This is a genomic window from Mesorhizobium ventifaucium, from assembly GCF_935822925.1.
Classification (GTDB): domain Bacteria; phylum Pseudomonadota; class Alphaproteobacteria; order Rhizobiales; family Rhizobiaceae; genus Mesorhizobium; species Mesorhizobium ventifaucium.
The window spans coordinates 65,164-82,898 of sequence record NZ_CAKXZS010000002.1; the positions used below are offsets into that span (position 1 = coordinate 65,164).

Sequence of the window (17,735 nt, forward strand, 5' to 3'; positions counted from 1 at the left end):
ATCGGGCACCTGAAGCGCGACGCGCTTCAGGTGGTTGTTTCCGGCGCGTCGTCGTCGCAAGACCGCTGCACAGTTTTGAGCGACACGCATTAACTTGGCGCATGAACCCGATGGCACTGTTGACGGCGATGATCAAGACCTCAATAGCGGCGCTGGTTGTGCTGGCCGCGCTGGTGCTGCCAGGCCAGGCGGCGAGCTTTTCGATGAAGCGCGGCCTCAATCTCGACCAATGGACGACATGGCCGGGCGAGGACAAATGGGGCGACCGGCGGGCAATCCTGCCCTATCCGGAATGGCGCAAATTCCTCAACGACGACGACCTCAAGGCGCTGAAGAGCGCCGGCTTCGATTTCCTGCGCATGCCGGTCGATCCGTCGCCGTTCCTGTCCGGCGAGACGCTGGCACTGCGCGACGAACTCTATGCCAGCGTGCTGGGCTCGGTGCGCACGATCAACCGTGCCGGACTGAAAGTAATCGTGGACATGCATCTGATCCCCAGCGGCAGCAGCCGCAAGATCGGCATGGGCGAGGTGATGGACGATCCACAAATGTTCGACGCCTATGTCGAAATGGTGCGCAAGATGGCGCGCACGCTGGCCGATGAGGATCCGCGCCAGGTCGCTTTCGAGCCGATGAACGAGCCGGTCGTCGACTGCGACGCCGACGGCGCCGACCTGTGGCCGGAGCGCCAGCAGAAACTGTTCGCGGCGGCGCGTTCGTCGGCCACCAAGCTCACCCTGATCCTGACCGGCGCCTGCTATTCCAGTGCGGCATCGCTGGCAAAGATCGATCCAAAGGCGATCGCCGACGACAACATCATCTGGACCTTTCACTCCTACGAGCCATTCCTGCTGACCCATCAGGGCGCGACCTGGGCCGGCGACTTCATCCCCTATGTCACCGGCCTGCCCTATCCGCTCAGCGCCGTCCCGCGCGCCCAGCTGGAGGCGGCGCTCGATACGATCCGCGCAAGGATCAAGGCCGAGGCGCCGTGGGCGCGCCAGAGCGGCCTGCTTGCCTATCTCGACGAGCAGATCACCAGCCTGGACACGGATGAGAAGCTGCGCGAGACGATGGATGCACCGTTCACCAGGGTCCAGGGCTGGGCCAAGGCCAACGGCATCAGGCCGGAGAATATCATGCTTGGCGAATTCGGCATGATCCGCCAGGAATATGGCAATGCCTATGTGATGCCGGCCGAATACCGTGCCGCTTATGTCAGGGACATGATCGCGCGCGCCGAAGCCCATGGCTTCTCTTGGTCGGTCTGGAGCTATGGCGGCGCCTTCGGCATCGTCGATGCGTTTGCTGGCGACAAGGCCGAGCCCGATGTGATGAATGCGATCAGGTCACTTCATTGAAGCGCTGGCCCCAGTTCGATCGAAAGAATCTCTGGGCGCATCCCGAAACGCACCGGCAGGATGCTGAAGCCGAGACCCCCGGAGACGATCAGGTTGCGGTTCTCCTCCACGACATGGCCGTACGCAAAACGGTTGCCGAAGCGGGATGGCACGACCGGAGAATAGCCGAGCAACCGCACCTGTCCGCCATGGGTATGACCTGAAAGCGTCAACGATACCCGTGACGGGACCTTCGGGAATATGTCCGGCTCATGTGCGAGCAGGATAACGGGAGCCTTGTCGCTCACCTTTGCCAGCGTGCCGTGCAGGTCGTCCAGTCCTTTGAACCTGCTGCGGCCCCAGGCCTTGCCCGGCCGCAGCGCAAGTTGGTCGGCAAGTCCGGCGACCCAGAAGCCATGCCCGTCTTTTTCCAGGCGCACCGCATCGTTTTCCAGGACCGGTATGCCGGCGCTCTCGAGCGCCCGGCGCGCCACCGTCGGCCCCAACCCGGCCTTCTGCGCGGAAAGGTCCTCCCACCAGTCGTGATTGCCAAGGATTGACCACACGCCGAGCGGCGCCTTCAGTCCTGACAAGGCCGGCGCCCATTCGGAGCCAGCCACCCAGTCCGTAACCAGGCGTGTGCCGGCTGCATAGTCGCCAAGCAGGACAATCAGATCCGGTTGCAGGGCGTTCGCCCGTTCGGCAAGCGACCTGATCCGCTCCGGCGTCATCCATGGCCGGCAGGCATGAATATCGGCGAGAGCGACGACGCGAAGCCGCAATCCTGCAGGCCAGTTTGGCGGCGTCAGTGAATAGCGCTTTACATGCGTCAGCAACATCGGCTCGAGGCCAACCGCATAAGCACTGAGCGACACGGCAGATAGGAAGGAACCGCCGATGAGGCGCAGGAAGCCGCGTCTGGTGATCATCGCTCAGCTCCGTCGTTCGTGGAACCGACGGTCCCCACAGCTCGGAGCGTTAGAGCCGGCAAATGCGCCGGCAAGCTGACCAAGATGAGGAGATTTTGCGCAGGGATGACGGCCGCGCGGCTACTCTTCCTGGAACAGGCTGATCTGCTGCTGCGCCAGGTCCTTCGGCGCATCGAGGCCGAGATGCCGCCAGGCATTGGCGGTCAGCACGCGGCCGCGCGGTGTGCGCTGAATAAAACCCTGCTGGATCAGATAGGGCTCGATGATGTCCTCGATGGCGTCGCGCGGCTCGGAAAGCCCTGCCGCGATGGTCTCGATGCCAACCGGCCCGCCGCCAAAATTCCGCGCGATCATCGAGAGATAGCGGCGGTCGAGCGCGTCGAGGCCGAGCGCATCGACCTCGAGCCGCGTCAGCGCCTCGTCGGCGATCTGGCGGTCGACGTGACCGTCGCCGGCGACGGAGGCAAAATCGCGCACGCGGCGCAACAGCCGGCCGGCGATGCGCGGCGTGCCGCGCGCGCGCCGCGCGATCTCCAGCGCGCCATCGTCGCCGAGCGGCATGGCAAGAATGCGGGCGCCGCGGCGCACGATCTGCTCCAGTTCCTCGACCGAGTAGAAATTGAGGCGGACCGGAATGCCGAAGCGGTCGCGCAGCGGATTGGTCAAAAGGCCGAGCCGGGTGGTGGCGGCGACCAGGGTGAAGCGGGCAAGATCGATCTTGACCGAGCGCGCCGCCGGCCCTTCGCCGATGATCAGATCGAGTTGGAAATCCTCCATCGCCGGATAGAGGATTTCCTCGACCGCCGGGTTGAGCCGGTGGATCTCGTCGATGAACAGCACATCGCGGTCTTCGAGATTGGTGAGCAGTGCTGCGAGATCGCCGGCCTTGGCGATGACCGGACCGGAGGTCGAGCGGAAATTGACGCCGAGCTCGCGTGCCATGATCTGCGCCAGCGTCGTCTTGCCGAGGCCGGGCGGGCCGACGAACAGCACATGGTCGAGCGCCTCGCTGCGGCCCTTGGCCGCCTCGATGAATACTTTGAGATTGGCCCGCACCGCCGCTTGGCCGACGAAGTCGCCGAGCGTCTGCGGCCGCAAGGTCTGCTCGGCATCTTCGCCGCGCTTGTCGGGAGCAATGAGGCGTGGCGAAAGGCTCATGCCGCCTTCCTTGCACAGGGCAGAGAACGGGACAAGCGCAGTTTCACCGCGCCAGTTCCTTCAGCCCGAAGCGGATCAGCTTCGACGCATCCGCGTCCTCGCCGGCGCTTTTCAGCGCCGCCGCCACAGCATTGGCGGCGGTATCGCGCGAATAGCCGAGATTGACCAGCGCCGAGACGGCGTCGGTGATCGGCGCCGGCGCGACGCCGTCGCCAAGCTCCTGCTTCAGGCCGATGGTGCCCGAGGCAGCGCCCGCAAACGCCGGCGCCTTGTTCTTCAGTTCGGTGACGATGCGCTCGGCCACCTTCTTGCCGACGCCGGGCGCGCGGCTGACCATGGCAATATCTCGCAGCGCGATGGCATTGGCGAGTTCGGCCGGTGCCAGCGTCGATAAAATGGCCAGCGCCACCTTGGCGCCGACGCCCTGCACGTTGCTCATCAACAGCCGGAACCACTCGCGCTCCAGCACCGACTGGAAACCGTACAGCCTCAACATGTCCTCGCGCACATAGGTCTCGATGAACAGCACCACCGCCTCGCCGGGGGCCGGCAAGGCGGCCAGCGTGCGCGTCGAGCAGTGGGCGACATAGCCGACGCCGTGCACGTCGATGATGCAGAAATCCTCGTCGATCTCGTCCAGCGTGCCCCTGAGCTTGCCGATCATATCAGCTTGCCGATCATGCCAAAGCTCTCATGGATACAAGACTCTCATGGATACAAAGCGTTCATGGATAAGGGCGCCCTCATGGATAGGTTTCGGGAGAGATGATGTCGAGGTCCGGGAAATAGTTGCGATAGCGCGCGGCATCGCGTGTCAGCAAACGATGTCCAGCAACGACGGCGTGGGCTCCAATAAAGAAATCCGGCAGCGTTCGTTCGCGGAGACCGCCTGCGCGGCGATAGCGGGAATGCGTGACGCCGGCAAGGAATGCCGCTTCCCAAGGCAAGAGTTCGCGATCCATCTTGAGCGTCTCGACTGCCTTACGAAGGGCGGGCTCAGTCGCTATCAGCGGCGCCAATTCGGACCAGACGATTGTGTTGATAACGAGTGCGCCATCGCGCCGGCATTGGGTCATCGCCGACGCCGACCACTTCGTATCCCGTCCGGCGGGACCCCAAACGTCAATCAGGACATTTGTGTCAATCAATGTCGAGATCTTCACGTGGACCCCTCAGCCACTCCATATACTCGTCCGTCGTCATGCCTCCCAAGTCCAACGTACCGGCCATATGATCGAGCAGTTGGCTGAATTTGCGAGAGGCCTCTTCTTCGGAAATGTTCTCGTTGACCGCAACCACGCGGACGCCGTCCTCGGTAGGCAAGAACTCCACCTCCGAGCCTGGGCCGATACCCAGGCGATCCCGTATCTCTTTCGGGATCGTCACCTGTCCCTTGGTTGTCACCCGCATGGTAATACCTCACAGGTATTACTTACTGTAGCTCCCGAGAACAAGTCAAGAACAAACTTATAGCATCGGCGCGAAAATCGGAATCGATTTTCGTAAAAGCACGATGCGTAGAATCAAAGTGCTAGAGCGTACTTTATGCGTCCAAATGGACGCACGTCGCTCTAGCCCAACGCTGCCAACCTGTAGACAACACTCTGCCGGTGATGCGCGTGGCAGATGGCAATGGCCAGCGCGTCGGCGGCATCGTCGGTGTCGAACGTCGCCATCGGCATCAACACCTTGACCATCATGTGGATCTGCTTCTTGTCGCCATGACCGACGCCGATCACCGCCTTCTTGACGGCGTTGGGGGCATATTCGGCGACGACCAGGCCGGCCAGCGCCGGCACCAGCATGGCGATGCCGCGCGCCTGGCCGAGCTTCAGCGTCGCGGCCGCATCCTTGTTGACGAAGGTCTGCTCGACCGCCGCCTCGTGCGGCATGGTGGCATGCAGGATCTCGGCGAGCCCGTCATGCAACTGGCAAAGCCGCGTCGCCAGGGCCGCCTTGTCGTCGGAACGCACGGTGCCGGAGGCGACGAAGCGCAGCGAGTTGCCGAGGCTCTCGACGATGCCCCAGCCGGTGCGCCTCAGCCCCGGATCGATGCCGATGATGCGAATCGTTTCCCCCATCCGCCAAGTCTACCCGTGGCGGACAGCGATGCCAGCGAAATGTGAACAAACCAGAAACAGGCTCTGGCTACGTCCAGGAGAGGCTCTACAAGACCGTTTCGAAAGTCGCTCCGGCGAGTCATATAGTGGTGGTTTCGAGAACCGGAGCGGAGCGGACATTTGGGTCCGTGAGCATCGGAAGCCGAGGAAACCGCGGCAGGTGTCCGTCAGAATAGCATATATCAGCCGCCGGGTTGGGTACTTTTGACCCAAAGGCGATCTTCGTGAGACGCTAACCGTGTGGCGGCTTTGCGCCTGATGTCCGCCGTTGAGATCAGCATTGCCGCTTCCTGAAAGCCGCCATTCCAACCGACCACGCTGAGGGTCGTGGTAGCGCCATTTCCAGACATTCCCGACGCTTTTCGGGAGCGGACCTTCGCTTATCGTCCGAAACCGACCCTTTGCGGACCTTAGCGGATTGCAAAGTGTTTCTTGCGACGATGCGGTCACCAGAGGATTTGGAGACGCTTTCATGTCAAAACGCACGCCCCCGCCGGGTATTGGGTCACATAATGGCCGCGAATTGGAAATTATGCTTCGGGGCGAGAAGCCGATGGCTTTGTTCGCAGCGGAACCCGGTATGGACGCCGAAGATATTGGTGACGCGCATTTCCAGCCCTATGTCGCTGAAGGCTATCTTCTCAAGTTCTCTCACCTTGATCCTGCAACCTCTGTAGAAGAACGCTGCTACTGCCTGCCAACAGAGGAATGGCGCTGCAAACTCTGCCTGCTCATCTCCCGAATGTGCCGCAGCGGACAAGCCTTCGACGTTTTTACGTCGAATGATTTAGCGAGGCTAGAAGGCACTCTTCTCGGCTACCCAAAGGTGGATATTGAAGTGTTCATTGCACATGCTGCGTCCCGAACATCTTCCAGAACAGATTGAACGGCCGCTTCCCACCCAACCTAGTCCTCCAACGGCTTCTTCCGCGTGCAGAGCGGTTAAAAGCACGGGTCGCCTCGATTGCGCCATTTCCAGACATTCCCGACGCTTTTCGGGAGCGGACCTTCGCTTATCGTCCGAAACCGACCCGTTGACGACCTTGGGCGTTGCAGACTTGAACCTCCAAATCGAGGTCGGGAACCTGACCTTCAGCGCAAGAGCATTCGGGAGTGCGCTCGCGTAAGGTAATTCACCACATTTGGCGGCACCCGCAGATGCTTTTTCGTGTTATGATGGGCTTGCAACGCGCGTAATCTCGACCTCGGCAATATGGCAGAGGTCGAAAGCTATTGCCTTGGCACAGGAAGCTTTCGCCCCAGCACTTGATCGCCTCCGAAACGCTGGGTGTGCTGCTTTCCCTGACTGACCCCGGGGCGAGGAGGTTGTCCATGTCCACGAGTAGTGCTGACCGCCCGCTGCAGCCGGGCGACCGGGCACCGAATGTTGTGCTCAATGCGATCTCACGCGAAGGCAAGATCGCGCTCGATGATTTTCGAGGCCGTAGCCCGTTGTTGATCGGTTTGTTCCGAGGCCTGCACTGTCCGTTCTGCCGGCGCCATGTCGCGGCGATGGCGCAACTCAAGCCGGCCCTGCGTGAGAAAGGCGTCGAATGCCTGGCTGTGGTCAATACGCCGGTCGAGCGGGCGCGGCTCTATTTCCGTTACCACCCGGCACCCGATCTTCTCGCCGCATCCGACCCGGAGCGAGCCTCGCACCGTGCTTTCGGCTTGCGCGAGGTCGGGATGGACACGGTCATGGCGATACCGTTCCATCTCCCGGGCGAGTTGCCCGAGCCTATGGACGTCATGGCAATGAATGAATTTCTTAACAAGAAGGAAGGATATGAGATTACGGAAGTCGATCAGCAGGCGATGGCTTCCAGCCAGGCGCAGCTTGTCGGTCAGTTCCTAATCGACCGGGCGGGCATCGTACGCTGGAACTTCACTGAAGTTCTGGAGGATGGCCTCAACACCTTCAGAGCGCTGAATCCCGAGGAATTGATGTCGGCAGCTTCCCAAGTTGCACATTAATAGGCTGCGGAAATGGGCTGCTGAAAACTCGCTCGACGGCCACCGTCCTGTGGTGATTCTTTGGATTTAACAATCATCGAAATGCTCAGCGCAGGAGGCTAAGGTCTGCCCGTGGGCTTCGTAGCGATTTCGATTCAACGGTCTGCGGACCGCCCCGACGCTAGAGTGAGCAAGCCGCATAGGCGGGGCGACGTCCGCTCCTTGCCGCAATCACGTCGTTCCGACAGGCGCGCATACGGCAAGTTTCCACCCAACCTAGTCCTCCAACGGCTTCTTCCGCGTGCAGAGCGGTTAAAAGCACGGGTCGCCTCGATTGCGCCAGAACCGGCCATTCAGTTGACACAAGTCCAACGGCGGGAGTTGACCTCTTAGCGGAAGTTAGAACCACTGCCCCTCAAGAATGCGCAAGCAGCCTCCTAGCCGCCAAAATTGACACGGCAACGCAACTCACGACGCTGGACGAGTTGTCGGCGTTAGATGGGGCTGGTCAATCGGACCTGTTCACTCTCCCATCGTCTTTAGAGCCCGGGCGTGATTTTATTCAAAGCGCATGTCGATCCGCCGGGGACTGGTTCGTCGACTTATTAGCGAGACTGTTCAGCGGTCATCACGTCCGCGGCTCGCCTCAGGAGGAGTTCTCAAATGCGCTTCATGTCGTTCGTCACTTCCGCCCACGCCGGACCGCCAACGGCGGAACTCATCGAGGCGATGAACAAGCTCGCCGACCGGGAAATCAAGGCCGGCCGCATGGTCGACATGGGCGGGCTCACGCCGGTCGCGATGGGCGCGCAGGTGCGCATCGCCGATGGGAAGCTCAGCGTCATCGATGGCCCGTTCGTCGAGGCGAAGGAGGTCATCGGGGGCTACGCGATCATGGAGTTCCGGAACAAGGAAGAGGCTGTGGCATCGGCGGTCGAGTTCATGCAGCTCCACAAGGATTTCATGCCGGATTGGGAGGGCACGTGCGAGGTCCGTGCGTTTGCCGGCCCTTGAGGCGACGTTCCTGCAGACGTGGTCGGCGGCCATGACGGTCGCCGACGCCCATCGCACGATCCTCGCCGTATGGCGGATCGAGCAGCCCCGGCTGATCACCAGTCTGGCGAGGATGCTGCGCGATGTGCCGTTGGCCGAGGATTTGACGCAGGAAGCCCTGCTGGCCGCCCTTGAGCGGTGGCCCGCCACAGGCGTTCCCGAAAAACCCGGCGCGTGGCTGATGGCGACCGCCAAGCGCCGGGCCCTGGATCATCTGCGCCGCAGCCGGATGCTCGAGCGCAAGCACGACATTATCGCCTGGGACATGGAGGAGGCGCAGCAGGCCATGCCCGACCTCGACTCGGCCCTGGACGACGACATAGGCGATGAACTGCTTCGGCTCATCTTCACCGCCTGTCACCCGCGACTGTCGCACGAGGCGCGCGCGGCGCTGGCACTGCGGATGATCTGCGGCCTGACAACCGAGGAGATCGCCAGGGCCTTCCTGCTGCCGGAGGCGACAATCGCCCAGCGCATCGTGCGCGCGAAGCGGACCCTTTCGGAATCGGGGCTGGCCTACGAGACCCCAAGCGGCGAGGAGCTCTCAAAGCGGCTCTCCTCGGTGCTGGAGGTCGTCTACCTCATCTTCAACGAAGGCTACACCGCGGCGCGCGGCGAGGACTGGCTGCGCCCCCGGCTCTGCAATGAAGCGCTTCGCATGGGCCGCGTGCTCACCTCCATCGTGCCGCACGAGCCCGAAGCCCATGGACTGCTCGCTCTGATGGAGCTGAACGCCTCGCGCACGGCGGCGCGTACTGATGCAGGGGGCGAGCCAATCCTCATGCTGGACCAGAACCGCGCACTCTGGGACCAGCTCCAAATCCGGCGCGGGATGCAGGCGCTCGGGCGAGCACGCGAATTAGGCGGAGCCGGCGGCATTTACGTCCTCCAGGCGACGATTATCGCCTGCCACGCCCAGGCGAGGACGGCGGGCGATACCGACTGGTCGCGCATCGCCGGACTTTATTCGGAACTGGCGGCTGTCGTGCGCTCGCCAATCATCGACCTCAACCACGCGGTTGCCGTCGGCATGGCCGAGGGCCCAGAAGCGGCACTGGTGATCGTGGACCGCCTTGCGCGCGAGCCGGCGCTCAAAGGCTATCACCTGCTGCCGAGCGTTCGCGGCGACCTACTCCACAAGCTCGGCCGTTACGAGGAGGCGCGCGCCGCGTTCGAAGCGGCCGCGGCGCTGGCGGGCAACAGGCGGGAACATGACCTGCTGAGACGGCGCGCCGCCGAGGCGGCCGACGCAGCGATGGCATCATAGTCCCTGATCAGACAAGGACATGGTCGACCCCGGATCGACCGCTTCCGGGGCTTTTGTCATTTCCCTATGCAAGGTCTGACGTGGATGTGGCTGAACGTCCGCTGTCCCACCGAGCCGAAGTCCCAAGGTGGTTCCGTGAAACGGCAGCTTAGGGTCAAAGCGGTGAGTTCCGCTCAAGGTCGCTATCCGGGAGAAAATTTGAGCCTGGAATGTCCGACTAGGTCAGCTCACGACGATGCCCACGCCGACATGAATGTCCGCTCTTGAAGATCCGCAGCCTGAAGCTGCCAGTCCGCTGTCGGGCCCCATTTCGGCCCAAACACGACTTGAGGATTGGCCCGCACAAGGACGCTCCTGGCGTTTAGCGGAGAACATCGAGCGGCCTGTCAGCCGCGGGCGAAAGCCGTGTTGAGCAGCGTGATCTGATCGGAAACCGGATTGATGCGGCGGTCGGATGGCGCGACCTCGGCCACGGCGCCGCCGTAGATTTCCTCGTCCATGCGACGCACCAGCGCCTGCAGGCGCAGCGAGCGGTCGATGAGGTCAAGAAAATCCTTGGGCAGTTCGACCCAGCCTGCGGCATCGTTGTTGGCGGAAGCGGTATCGAGACGCACCTTGGATTTTTCGGAAGCAACCTGATCGCGAGTCATCTCGCCGGAATTCGCCGCGCGCTGCAGAAGCAGCCAGGAGGCGACCTGCATCAGCCTCGTGGTCAGTCGCATCGACTCGGCCGCATAGAGCGTCGCCGCCAGCCTGGACAGTTTCTTCGCCTCGGCCCGGCCCTTGCCGTCCAGATATTCGGCCGCCTGCTCGACCAGGCCCATGCCTTCCTGGTAGAGCGGCTTGAAGGATTGGGAGAAAACCCGGCGCTCCGCCAGCTTGATGGTTTTTGCGCTTCCCTTCGAAGGATCGTTCATCGATACGCCCTGCACTTGCCCACAGCCGGCCGAATCGGCGTCATCGCCGTCACGCCTGCACCCTATATGACCGAGGCTTGAAAATGCGCTTCGGCGCCGGTGAAGGCAAGCACATGTTTAACAAACGGTTAACGGCGGCGCAGCGGCGCAGGCGACCGGCAATCCGGATCGCGGACAAAAAAAGAGCCGCGGATAAGGCGGCTCTCAGGAGTTTAACAGGGAGGCGTCAAACAAAGTGGCTCCAACCACTCGGTAAGAATCCAGATCACTGGATGCACATAGTAAACGCCTGTAAAGCTTAATGATGCCTTAACGGCGCGGATATTTTTTGAACAAGCGTCGTCCGCCTGTGCCGTAACAGCACAATGCAGACCTTTGGACTCAGGCCTTTTGCGCCTCAGGATGCCGCTCGGCTTTCCACACCACCGGCAGCGCGATGTAGGCGAACAGCAGCAGCCCCGCGTAAAAGACCATCGAGGATGTTGCCACCAGCGGCTCGATCGCCGGGTTGCCGGCAAGCATGATGTAAAGGCCGATCAACAGGCCGGTGCCACTGATTGCCGTCAACCAGAAATGGACGGTGGCAAGCGTCTTTTCCGCGACTGCCGGAAACAGATGGTAGAAGAAGGCAAACACCGCCGACATCAGCCATCCGGCCACCATGATGTGGGCGTGGGTTGGCATCTGCGCATGATCTTTGCTGATCGCCATCTGTAGGCCGAGCGCCATCCCGACCAGTGCGTAGACGACGGCCAGCGTGAAGAAGTTTCGTGCTACCTTTTGCATGTTTTGCCCCGATTTGCCTTTTCCCGTCATGGGAATGGGTTGAGATCAGGCGGTCGCCCCGCCACCGGGTCCCCGGCATCGACGCATTAGCATCGGCAATGTTTCTGGACGATGTCGCATCGCGCCCGACCCTTCCCCGGCGCTGCCAGGATAGCAGAAGACGGCGTGACCCGCTTGCGCAATCCTTGAGCGCCGGCGACTTCCATCGGCTGGCAATCTAGAGAAGGCCGGCGATCCCGTCCCACAGGAGCTTGACCGCGACGACCGCTACGGTCGCATAGGTGAAGGGGTAGAACAGTGCCGGTCGCATCCTCCGCACCAGCCAGGCGCCGGCGATGGTCGAGAGCGGCGCCATCGGTACCAGAACCGCCGACGCGGTCAGGTTGGTGGTGTCGAACTGTCCGAGCGCAAAATAGGGGATAAGCTTCAACGCGTTGGTGGCGGCAAAGAAGATTGCAGCGGTTCCCGACAGCACTTTCGGATCGAGACGGATCGGCAGCGCATAGACCTGAAAGGGCGGGCCGCCGACATGGGCGACGAAGCTGGTGAAGCCGGCGACCGTCCCCCAGAAGGCGGCAGCCGCGCGGTTGGGCTCGGCTGAGTGGCTCGCACCGTGCCGCATCTGTAGATAGACCCAGCGAAGCACGAAGATAATCGCCACGGCGCCGACGATCAGCCGCACCATTTCCGCTGTCACCAGCGCCGCGGTCAGCCAGCCGAGGCCGATGCCGATCACCGCCCCCGGCATCATGTCCGCAAGCACCTTGCGGTCGTAGACACCCCACCATGTCCACACCGAGACGATGTCCATCAGGCACAGTATAGGCAGCAGGATGGCGGCTGCCTGCACCGGCGGCATGGCCAGCGCCATCAGCGGCACGCCGACGAAACCGACCGCACCGCCAAAGCCGCCCTTGGACAGACCGACCAGGATGACGGCTGGAATGGCGGCGGCATAGAACCACGGATCGAGAAGCAGGCCTGACATCGACGGGGAGCGGTTGGAGGGAAAGCGTGTAGACGCTGGAATAGCCGATAAACTTTCGCGCCGCGACTGCAAATGCGCACACGACGCTGTGCGTCGTTCGTGCTGAGGTCTGTTACGGATTTGAGATGGCGGTTGCGGCGAGCGGCGGTGGGCGCCTGCGGATCGGCTGCGCCTTGATGATGGCTGTGCTCGTTTCGGCCTTGTCGGCGATACGGTCGAGAAGCTTGTCGAGGTCGCCGATCGAGCGCACGAAGAGCCGGGCAACAAAGCAGTCGTCGCCCGTCACCTTGTCGCATTCGCCAAACTCCGCAATCTCCTCGATCAGCTTCTGGACAATATGCAGCTTGCCCGGCAAGGGCCGGATGCGAACGATCGCCTGCAAGGTGTAGCCGAGCGCTTGGGGATCGATTTCGACGGTGAAAGCCCTGATAACGCCACGATCCTCCAGCCGACGCAGGCGTTCCGCGACACTCGGCGACGACAGTCCTACCTGCTGGGCCAGGTCCTTCAATGAGGTTCGCGAATCCTTGATCAGGATTTCGAGAAGGCGTCGGTCCAGATCGTCCAGCATTTGACATTCCCAGGTAAAAAGCCGCCTTGACCTTATTTAATTAGGCATAGCTAGCATATCACCTAGCGCAAATTATAGAAAGCGCTGATGTGGCATGGGATTATCAACCCTCAGCGTTTCGAGAGGCAATATTCATGGACAGCACGGTGCGTGGCACGGTCGAAATGACGGCCGCAATGGTGATCCTCGGCACGATCGGATGGTTCGTCGTCATGTCGGGCGAGCCCATCATGGACGTCGTCTTCTGGCGCTGTGCCTTCGGCGCGATAACGCTGCTGATCATCTGCGCTGCCCTGGGGCTGCTGCGCGGCAGGCTGTCGTTGCGCATTGTGGCGATCTCGGCTCTCGGAGGTGCTGCCATCGTCGTCAACTGGCTGCTGCTGTTCAGCTCGTTTTCCCGCGCCTCGATCTCGATCGCCACGGCTGTTTACAACACGCAGCCCTTCATGCTGGTCGGCTTTGGCTCGCTCTTCTTCTCGGAGCGGCTGACCCTGACAAAGCTGGCCTGGCTTGGCATCGCCTTCGCCGGCTTGCTGCTGATCGTGCAAGGCTCGCCTGATGCGGGCTCCGATGCAGGCCCCAATACAGGTAATTTCGGCACGGATTATTTTATCGGCATCGCGATGGCGCTGGGTGCGGCTTTCTTCTGGGCCGTCGCCGCCATCGTCACCAAGAAGCTCAAAGGCACACCGCCGCACCTGATCGCCCTGATCCAGGTCTGCGTCGGCGTCGTCATCCTGGCACCCTTCGCCAACCTTTCCCACCTTCCCGCCGACGTGTGGAACTGGAGCATGCTGGCGACGCTTGGCGTCGTCCATACCGGTCTGATGTACATCCTGATGTACGGCGCCATTCAGAAACTGCCAACCTATCTGCAGGGGTCGCTGTCGTTCATCTACCCTGTGGTCGCGATCCTGGTCGATGTCGTCGCCTTCGGCCACCGGCTGCATCCGGCCCAGATCGTCGGCGGCGCCGCCATCCTGGTCGCCGCCGCAGGCATGAATCTCGGCTGGACGCTGTGGAAATCGAAGACCCCAGCCGAGAGCACCCAGGCAATCAAGTGAGGCAACACCGTCGCCGTGCGACAATCATGCGCCAACGGTCCTGACCGCCCGCCTGTTCAAGGCCGGCACTTTGCTCTATGCCGCAATGCAACCATCTTCGCCCGGCATAGGCGAAAACCGGGTCAAAAACCAATGAACGACGCAACGCCTCCAAATCGCTGCCGCATCGTGCTGATCGCGCCGCCAGGCGTGCCGGCTGAGCGCATCGGCGCGGCGTTCGAGGGCGGCGACGTCGCCTCGCTCATCCTGCCCGAAAACGGCATGGACGAAGCCTCCTTCCAGGCCTTCGCCGAACAGGTCGTGCCGGCGGCGCAAGCGGCAGGCATCGCTGTCATCATTGCCGGCGACACCCGTATCGCCGGCCGCGTCCAGGCCGATGGCATCCATGTCGAGGCTGGCAAGGCCGAACTCGCCGAGACGATCGAACGTTTCCAGGCAAAAATGATGGTCGGCAGCGGCGGCGCCAAGACCCGCGACGATGCGTTGGAGCTCGGCGAGCTCAGGCCCGACTACATCTTCTTCGGCCGCTTCGGCTACGACAACAAGCCGGAGCCGCACCCGCGCAACCTGTCGCTGGGGCAATGGTGGGCGGATGTGATCCAGATCTCTTGCATCGTCATGGCCGGGTCCGACATCGCTTCGGTGGAAGCGGTGGCTGCCACCGGCGCCGAATTCGTGGCGCTGTCCAGCGCCGTCTTTGCCGAGGGCATCGACCCAAAGATGGCAGTCGCCAGCGCCAATGCGCTGCTCGACGAAACCGCGCCGCGTTTCGAGGACTGACGTGCCGGTGCGGACAATCCTTTTCGGTGCTTTGCTTGCGCCGCTCACGGTGCAGGCCGCCGTGGCGGAAACCGTCCCGTTGCCGCAAGCCAATCCCGACATCGCTGCAAACACGGACAAGCCGATCGCCACGCCGCTGCCGCAGCCCGCCACCACGGCGCCGCTGCCTTCGGCCGACGCCATTAATCCCGACCGCTTCGGTGCCAAGCCGTCGGATTCTGCCTATGGCGCCTTCCAGCGCGGCCTTTACAAGACGGCCTACAACCTCGCTTTGGTTCGCGCCCAGAACGGCGATCCGGCGGCGCAGACATTGATCGCCGAGATATTGTCGCGCGGCCTTGGCGTGCCGGTCGACGCGGCAGAGGCGGCGAAGTGGTACGCGCTTGCCGCCGAGCAGGGCATACCCGAATCGCAGTTCCAATATGCGCTGATGCTGCTCGACGGCCGCTACGTCAAGAAGGACGAGAAAGGGGCCTACGCGCTGATGCAAGCCGCCGCCGAGGCTGGCAACCGTCTGGCACAGTTCAATTTCGCGCAGCTGCTGGTCCAGCAGGATCCCGGCGATGCCGGCATCGCAAAGGCCGTGTCCTACTATCAGCGCGCCGCCGCAACCGGCCTTGCCGACGCGCAATATGCGATGGCGCAGGTCTATGCCAATGGCGTCGGCGGCAAGCCGCGCGACGATGCCCAGGCGCGCGGCCTGCTGGCGCAGGCAGCAAGGCAGAACTACGATACGGCGCAGATCGATCTCGCCGCCTGGATGATCGAAGGGCGCGGTGGCGCCCGCGACCTGAAGTCCGGCTTCGGCTGGATGAAACAGGCCGCCGAGGGCGGCAATGTCGCCGCCCAGAACCGCCTCGCCAAGCTTTACATGGCCGGCATCGGCACCGATCCGGATCCGATCCTTGCCGGCGCCTGGTACGTCGTCGCACGCCGCGCCGGGCTGATCGACCCGCAGATGGACGATTTTCTGCAGGGCCTGACCGACGACCAGACCAAGCAGGCGCTGCAGAAGGCCAACCGCCTGCCGTAAGGCGTCGCGGACAGTGAATTATCTGGCATTGGCGCGGGTTGGATGCTGGCGAGGGGATGGCTCCGCCCCCCACTCCCTCTCATGCCACCCCTTGTCCACTCCCTTGCCTCTCCTGGCGATTTGTGGTCTTGGAGGCGCCAAATCGCTTTCGTCGCGAAAATCTCATTCCGGATCACATCATCATGGCCAAGATCAATGGCAACGAAATCCGTCCCGGCAATGTCATCGAGCATGATGGCGGCCTGTGGGTGGCGGTCAGAACCAACACCGTCAAGCCCGGCAAGGGCGGCGCCTACAACCAGGTCGAGCTGAAGAACCTGATCAACGGCACCAAGCTCAATGAGCGTTTTCGCTCGGCCGAGACAGTCGAGCAGATCCGACTCGATCTAAAAGACTTTTCCTTCCTCTACGAGCAGGGCGAAGCGCTGGTGTTCATGGATACCGAAAGCTACGAGCAGCTTGAATTGCAGAAGGATTTCGTCGGCGATCGCGCTGCCTTCCTGCAGGACGGCATGATGGTGACGGTCCAGCTCTATGACGAAAGGCCGATCGGCATTTCGCTGCCCGACCAGGTGACGCTGACGATCACCGAGGCCGACCCGGTGGTGAAGGGCCAGACCGCGGCCTCGTCCTACAAGCCGGCGATGCTGGAAAACGGCATTCGCGTGCTGGTGCCGCCTTTCATCGGCTCGGGCGAGCGTATTATCGTCGACACCAACGAAATCACTTACGTGCGCCGCGCCGACTAAGGCATGATCCCAAAAAGTTTGCAGACTTTTTGGATAAGATCATGCTTCAAAGCAAATAGGCATGATCCCAAAAAGTTTGCAGACTTTTTTGGAGAAGATCATGCCTCGAAGCAAATAGGCCCGGCAGCAGGAAGAAGCGCAGCAGGAAGAAGTACAATGGCGCGTTCCGCGATCCTCAATGTCATGGTCCAGGCGGCTATGAAGGCCGGTCGCTCGCTGTCGCGCGATTTCGGCGAAGTGCAGAACCTGCAGGTCTCGATGAAGGGACCGGCCGACTATGTCAGCCAGGCCGACCGCAAGGCCGAAGACATCCTTTTCACTGAACTGTCGAAGGCGCGGCCGGGCTACGCCTTCCTGATGGAGGAGCGCGGCCTGATCGAAGGCGACGACGGCCAGCACCGCTGGATCGTCGACCCGCTCGACGGCACCACCAATTTCCTGCACGGCATTCCGCTCTTCGCCATCTCGATCGCGCTGGAGCGCCAGGGCCAGATCGTCGCCGGTGTCGTCTACAATCCGGCGATGGACGAACTCTACACCGCCGAGCGCGGCGGCGGCGCGTTCATGAACGACCGCCGGCTGCGGGTCGCCGGCCGCACCAAGCTGATCGACACGGTGATCGGCTGCGGCGTGCCGCATCTCGGCCGCGGCCAGCATGGCAATTTCCTGGTCGAGTTGCGCAACGTGATGGCCGAAGTTTCGGGCGTGCGCCGCCTCGGCTCCGCCTCGCTCGATCTCGCTTATGTCGCTGCCGGCCGCATGGACGGGTTCTGGGAAACCGGCCTGTCGGCCTGGGACATCGCCGCCGGCATCCTGCTGATCCGCGAGGCGGGAGGCTTCATCTCCGACTTCGCCGGCGGGCAGAACATGCTGGATGGCGGCTCGATCGTCGCCGGCAACGAGATCATCCAGCGTGCGCTGTTGAAGACCGTCAGGAAGCCAGTGACGCCGCGCTAGACTATGATCCCGAAAAGCATGAACCCGGACTTGGCGCGCTGAACCGCCGCAGTCGCAAAACCGCAACGAA

20 protein-coding genes are annotated in these 17,735 nt (G+C 62.4%); 10 read left to right on the forward strand and 10 right to left on the reverse strand.

Annotated elements, in window-relative coordinates; translation table 11 throughout:
• Positions 1 to 110 precede the first annotated feature (110 nt).
• Entirely contained in the window at positions 111 to 1,361 is a 1,251-nt protein-coding gene (locus tag NMG70_RS01510) for a glycoside hydrolase family 5 protein (RefSeq protein WP_254022890.1), read from the forward strand.
• Here the strand turns inward: NMG70_RS01510 and NMG70_RS01515 are convergent.
• The 6 genes from NMG70_RS01515 to ruvC form a co-directional block, all read right to left on the reverse strand.
• On the reverse strand, positions 1,355 to 2,269 hold the full coding sequence (locus NMG70_RS01515) for a metallophosphoesterase (protein ID WP_254022891.1): 915 nt from the start codon (positions 2,267 to 2,269) through the stop codon (positions 1,355 to 1,357). The genes NMG70_RS01510 and NMG70_RS01515 overlap by 7 nt on opposite strands.
• Positions 2,270 to 2,389: 120 nt before the next feature.
• Positions 2,390 to 3,427: a Holliday junction branch migration DNA helicase RuvB gene (gene ruvB, locus NMG70_RS01520; protein ID WP_027152903.1), complete on the reverse strand. Its 1,038-nt coding sequence runs from the start codon at positions 3,425 to 3,427 to the stop codon at positions 2,390 to 2,392.
• Positions 3,428 to 3,470: 43 nt separating this feature from the next.
• Entirely contained in the window at positions 3,471 to 4,091 is a 621-nt protein-coding gene (ruvA, locus tag NMG70_RS01525) for a Holliday junction branch migration protein RuvA (RefSeq protein ID WP_254022892.1), read from the reverse strand.
• 79 nt (positions 4,092 to 4,170) lie between these two features.
• Positions 4,171 to 4,590 carry a type II toxin-antitoxin system VapC family toxin gene (locus tag NMG70_RS01530; protein WP_254022893.1) on the reverse strand — a complete coding sequence of 140 codons (420 nt, stop codon included), beginning with the start codon at positions 4,588 to 4,590 and terminating at the stop codon, positions 4,171 to 4,173.
• Entirely contained in the window at positions 4,568 to 4,837 is a 270-nt protein-coding gene (locus tag NMG70_RS01535; protein ID WP_254022894.1) for an AbrB/MazE/SpoVT family DNA-binding domain-containing protein, read from the reverse strand. The genes NMG70_RS01530 and NMG70_RS01535 overlap by 23 nt, the downstream gene beginning before the upstream one ends.
• Before the next feature lie 161 nt (positions 4,838 to 4,998).
• Positions 4,999 to 5,508 carry a crossover junction endodeoxyribonuclease RuvC gene (gene ruvC, locus NMG70_RS01540; protein WP_254022895.1) on the reverse strand — a complete coding sequence of 170 codons (510 nt, stop codon included), beginning with the start codon at positions 5,506 to 5,508 and terminating at the stop codon, positions 4,999 to 5,001.
• 511 nt (positions 5,509 to 6,019) lie between these two features.
• Between ruvC and NMG70_RS01545 the strand changes: the two genes are divergently transcribed.
• The 4 genes from NMG70_RS01545 to NMG70_RS01560 all read left to right on the forward strand — a co-directional run bounded on the left by NMG70_RS01545 (position 6,020) and on the right by NMG70_RS01560 (position 9,820).
• On the forward strand, positions 6,020 to 6,433 hold the full coding sequence (locus NMG70_RS01545; RefSeq protein ID WP_254022896.1) for a hemin receptor: 414 nt from the start codon (positions 6,020 to 6,022) through the stop codon (positions 6,431 to 6,433).
• 446 nt (positions 6,434 to 6,879) lie between these two features.
• The gene (locus tag NMG70_RS01550) at positions 6,880 to 7,521 is read left to right on the forward strand and encodes a peroxiredoxin-like family protein (RefSeq protein WP_254022956.1); all 642 of its coding nucleotides are present in this window, start codon (positions 6,880 to 6,882) and stop codon (positions 7,519 to 7,521) included.
• A 642-nt stretch (positions 7,522 to 8,163) separates the two neighbouring features.
• Complete coding sequence (locus NMG70_RS01555; RefSeq protein ID WP_027156019.1) at positions 8,164 to 8,514, forward strand: YciI family protein; 351 nt, start codon at positions 8,164 to 8,166, stop codon at positions 8,512 to 8,514.
• 31 nt (positions 8,515 to 8,545) lie between these two features.
• Positions 8,546 to 9,820: an RNA polymerase sigma factor gene (locus tag NMG70_RS01560; RefSeq protein ID WP_254022897.1), complete on the forward strand. Its 1,275-nt coding sequence runs from the start codon at positions 8,546 to 8,548 to the stop codon at positions 9,818 to 9,820.
• A gap of 386 nt (positions 9,821 to 10,206) precedes the next feature.
• On the opposite strand, the gene rcdA is transcribed toward NMG70_RS01560, so the two are convergent.
• From rcdA to NMG70_RS01580, 4 genes are all read right to left on the reverse strand, one after another.
• A complete protein-coding gene (gene rcdA, locus NMG70_RS01565) occupies positions 10,207 to 10,737 on the reverse strand; it encodes a protease adaptor protein RcdA (protein ID WP_254022898.1) in 531 nt (176 codons plus the stop codon).
• Between the two features lie 381 nt (positions 10,738 to 11,118).
• Complete coding sequence (locus NMG70_RS01570) at positions 11,119 to 11,523, reverse strand: cbb3-type cytochrome c oxidase subunit I (protein WP_254022899.1); 405 nt, start codon at positions 11,521 to 11,523, stop codon at positions 11,119 to 11,121.
• Positions 11,524 to 11,740: 217 nt separating this feature from the next.
• The gene (locus NMG70_RS01575) at positions 11,741 to 12,511 is read right to left on the reverse strand and encodes a sulfite exporter TauE/SafE family protein (RefSeq protein ID WP_254022900.1); all 771 of its coding nucleotides are present in this window, start codon (positions 12,509 to 12,511) and stop codon (positions 11,741 to 11,743) included.
• A gap of 112 nt (positions 12,512 to 12,623) precedes the next feature.
• On the reverse strand, positions 12,624 to 13,082 hold the full coding sequence (locus tag NMG70_RS01580) for an Lrp/AsnC family transcriptional regulator (RefSeq protein WP_254022901.1): 459 nt from the start codon (positions 13,080 to 13,082) through the stop codon (positions 12,624 to 12,626).
• A gap of 134 nt (positions 13,083 to 13,216) precedes the next feature.
• Here NMG70_RS01580 and NMG70_RS01585 point away from each other — a divergent pair, with 134 nt between their 5' ends.
• The 5 genes from NMG70_RS01585 to NMG70_RS01605 all read left to right on the forward strand — a co-directional run bounded on the left by NMG70_RS01585 (position 13,217) and on the right by NMG70_RS01605 (position 17,665).
• A complete protein-coding gene (locus NMG70_RS01585; RefSeq protein ID WP_254022902.1) occupies positions 13,217 to 14,146 on the forward strand; it encodes a DMT family transporter in 930 nt (309 codons plus the stop codon).
• Between the two features lie 132 nt (positions 14,147 to 14,278).
• Positions 14,279 to 14,926, forward strand: coding sequence for a thiamine phosphate synthase (locus NMG70_RS01590; RefSeq protein ID WP_254022903.1), 648 nt, complete (start codon positions 14,279 to 14,281; stop codon positions 14,924 to 14,926).
• The gene (locus NMG70_RS01595) at positions 14,886 to 15,959 is read left to right on the forward strand and encodes a tetratricopeptide repeat protein (protein ID WP_436798326.1); all 1,074 of its coding nucleotides are present in this window, start codon (positions 14,886 to 14,888) and stop codon (positions 15,957 to 15,959) included. Before NMG70_RS01590 ends, NMG70_RS01595 begins: the two co-directional genes overlap by 41 nt.
• Positions 15,960 to 16,141: 182 nt before the next feature.
• Entirely contained in the window at positions 16,142 to 16,708 is a 567-nt protein-coding gene (gene efp, locus NMG70_RS01600; RefSeq protein ID WP_254016880.1) for an elongation factor P, read from the forward strand.
• Positions 16,709 to 16,864: 156 nt separating this feature from the next.
• A complete protein-coding gene (locus NMG70_RS01605) occupies positions 16,865 to 17,665 on the forward strand; it encodes an inositol monophosphatase family protein (protein WP_254022905.1) in 801 nt (266 codons plus the stop codon).
• Positions 17,666 to 17,735: the final 70 nt, after the last annotated feature.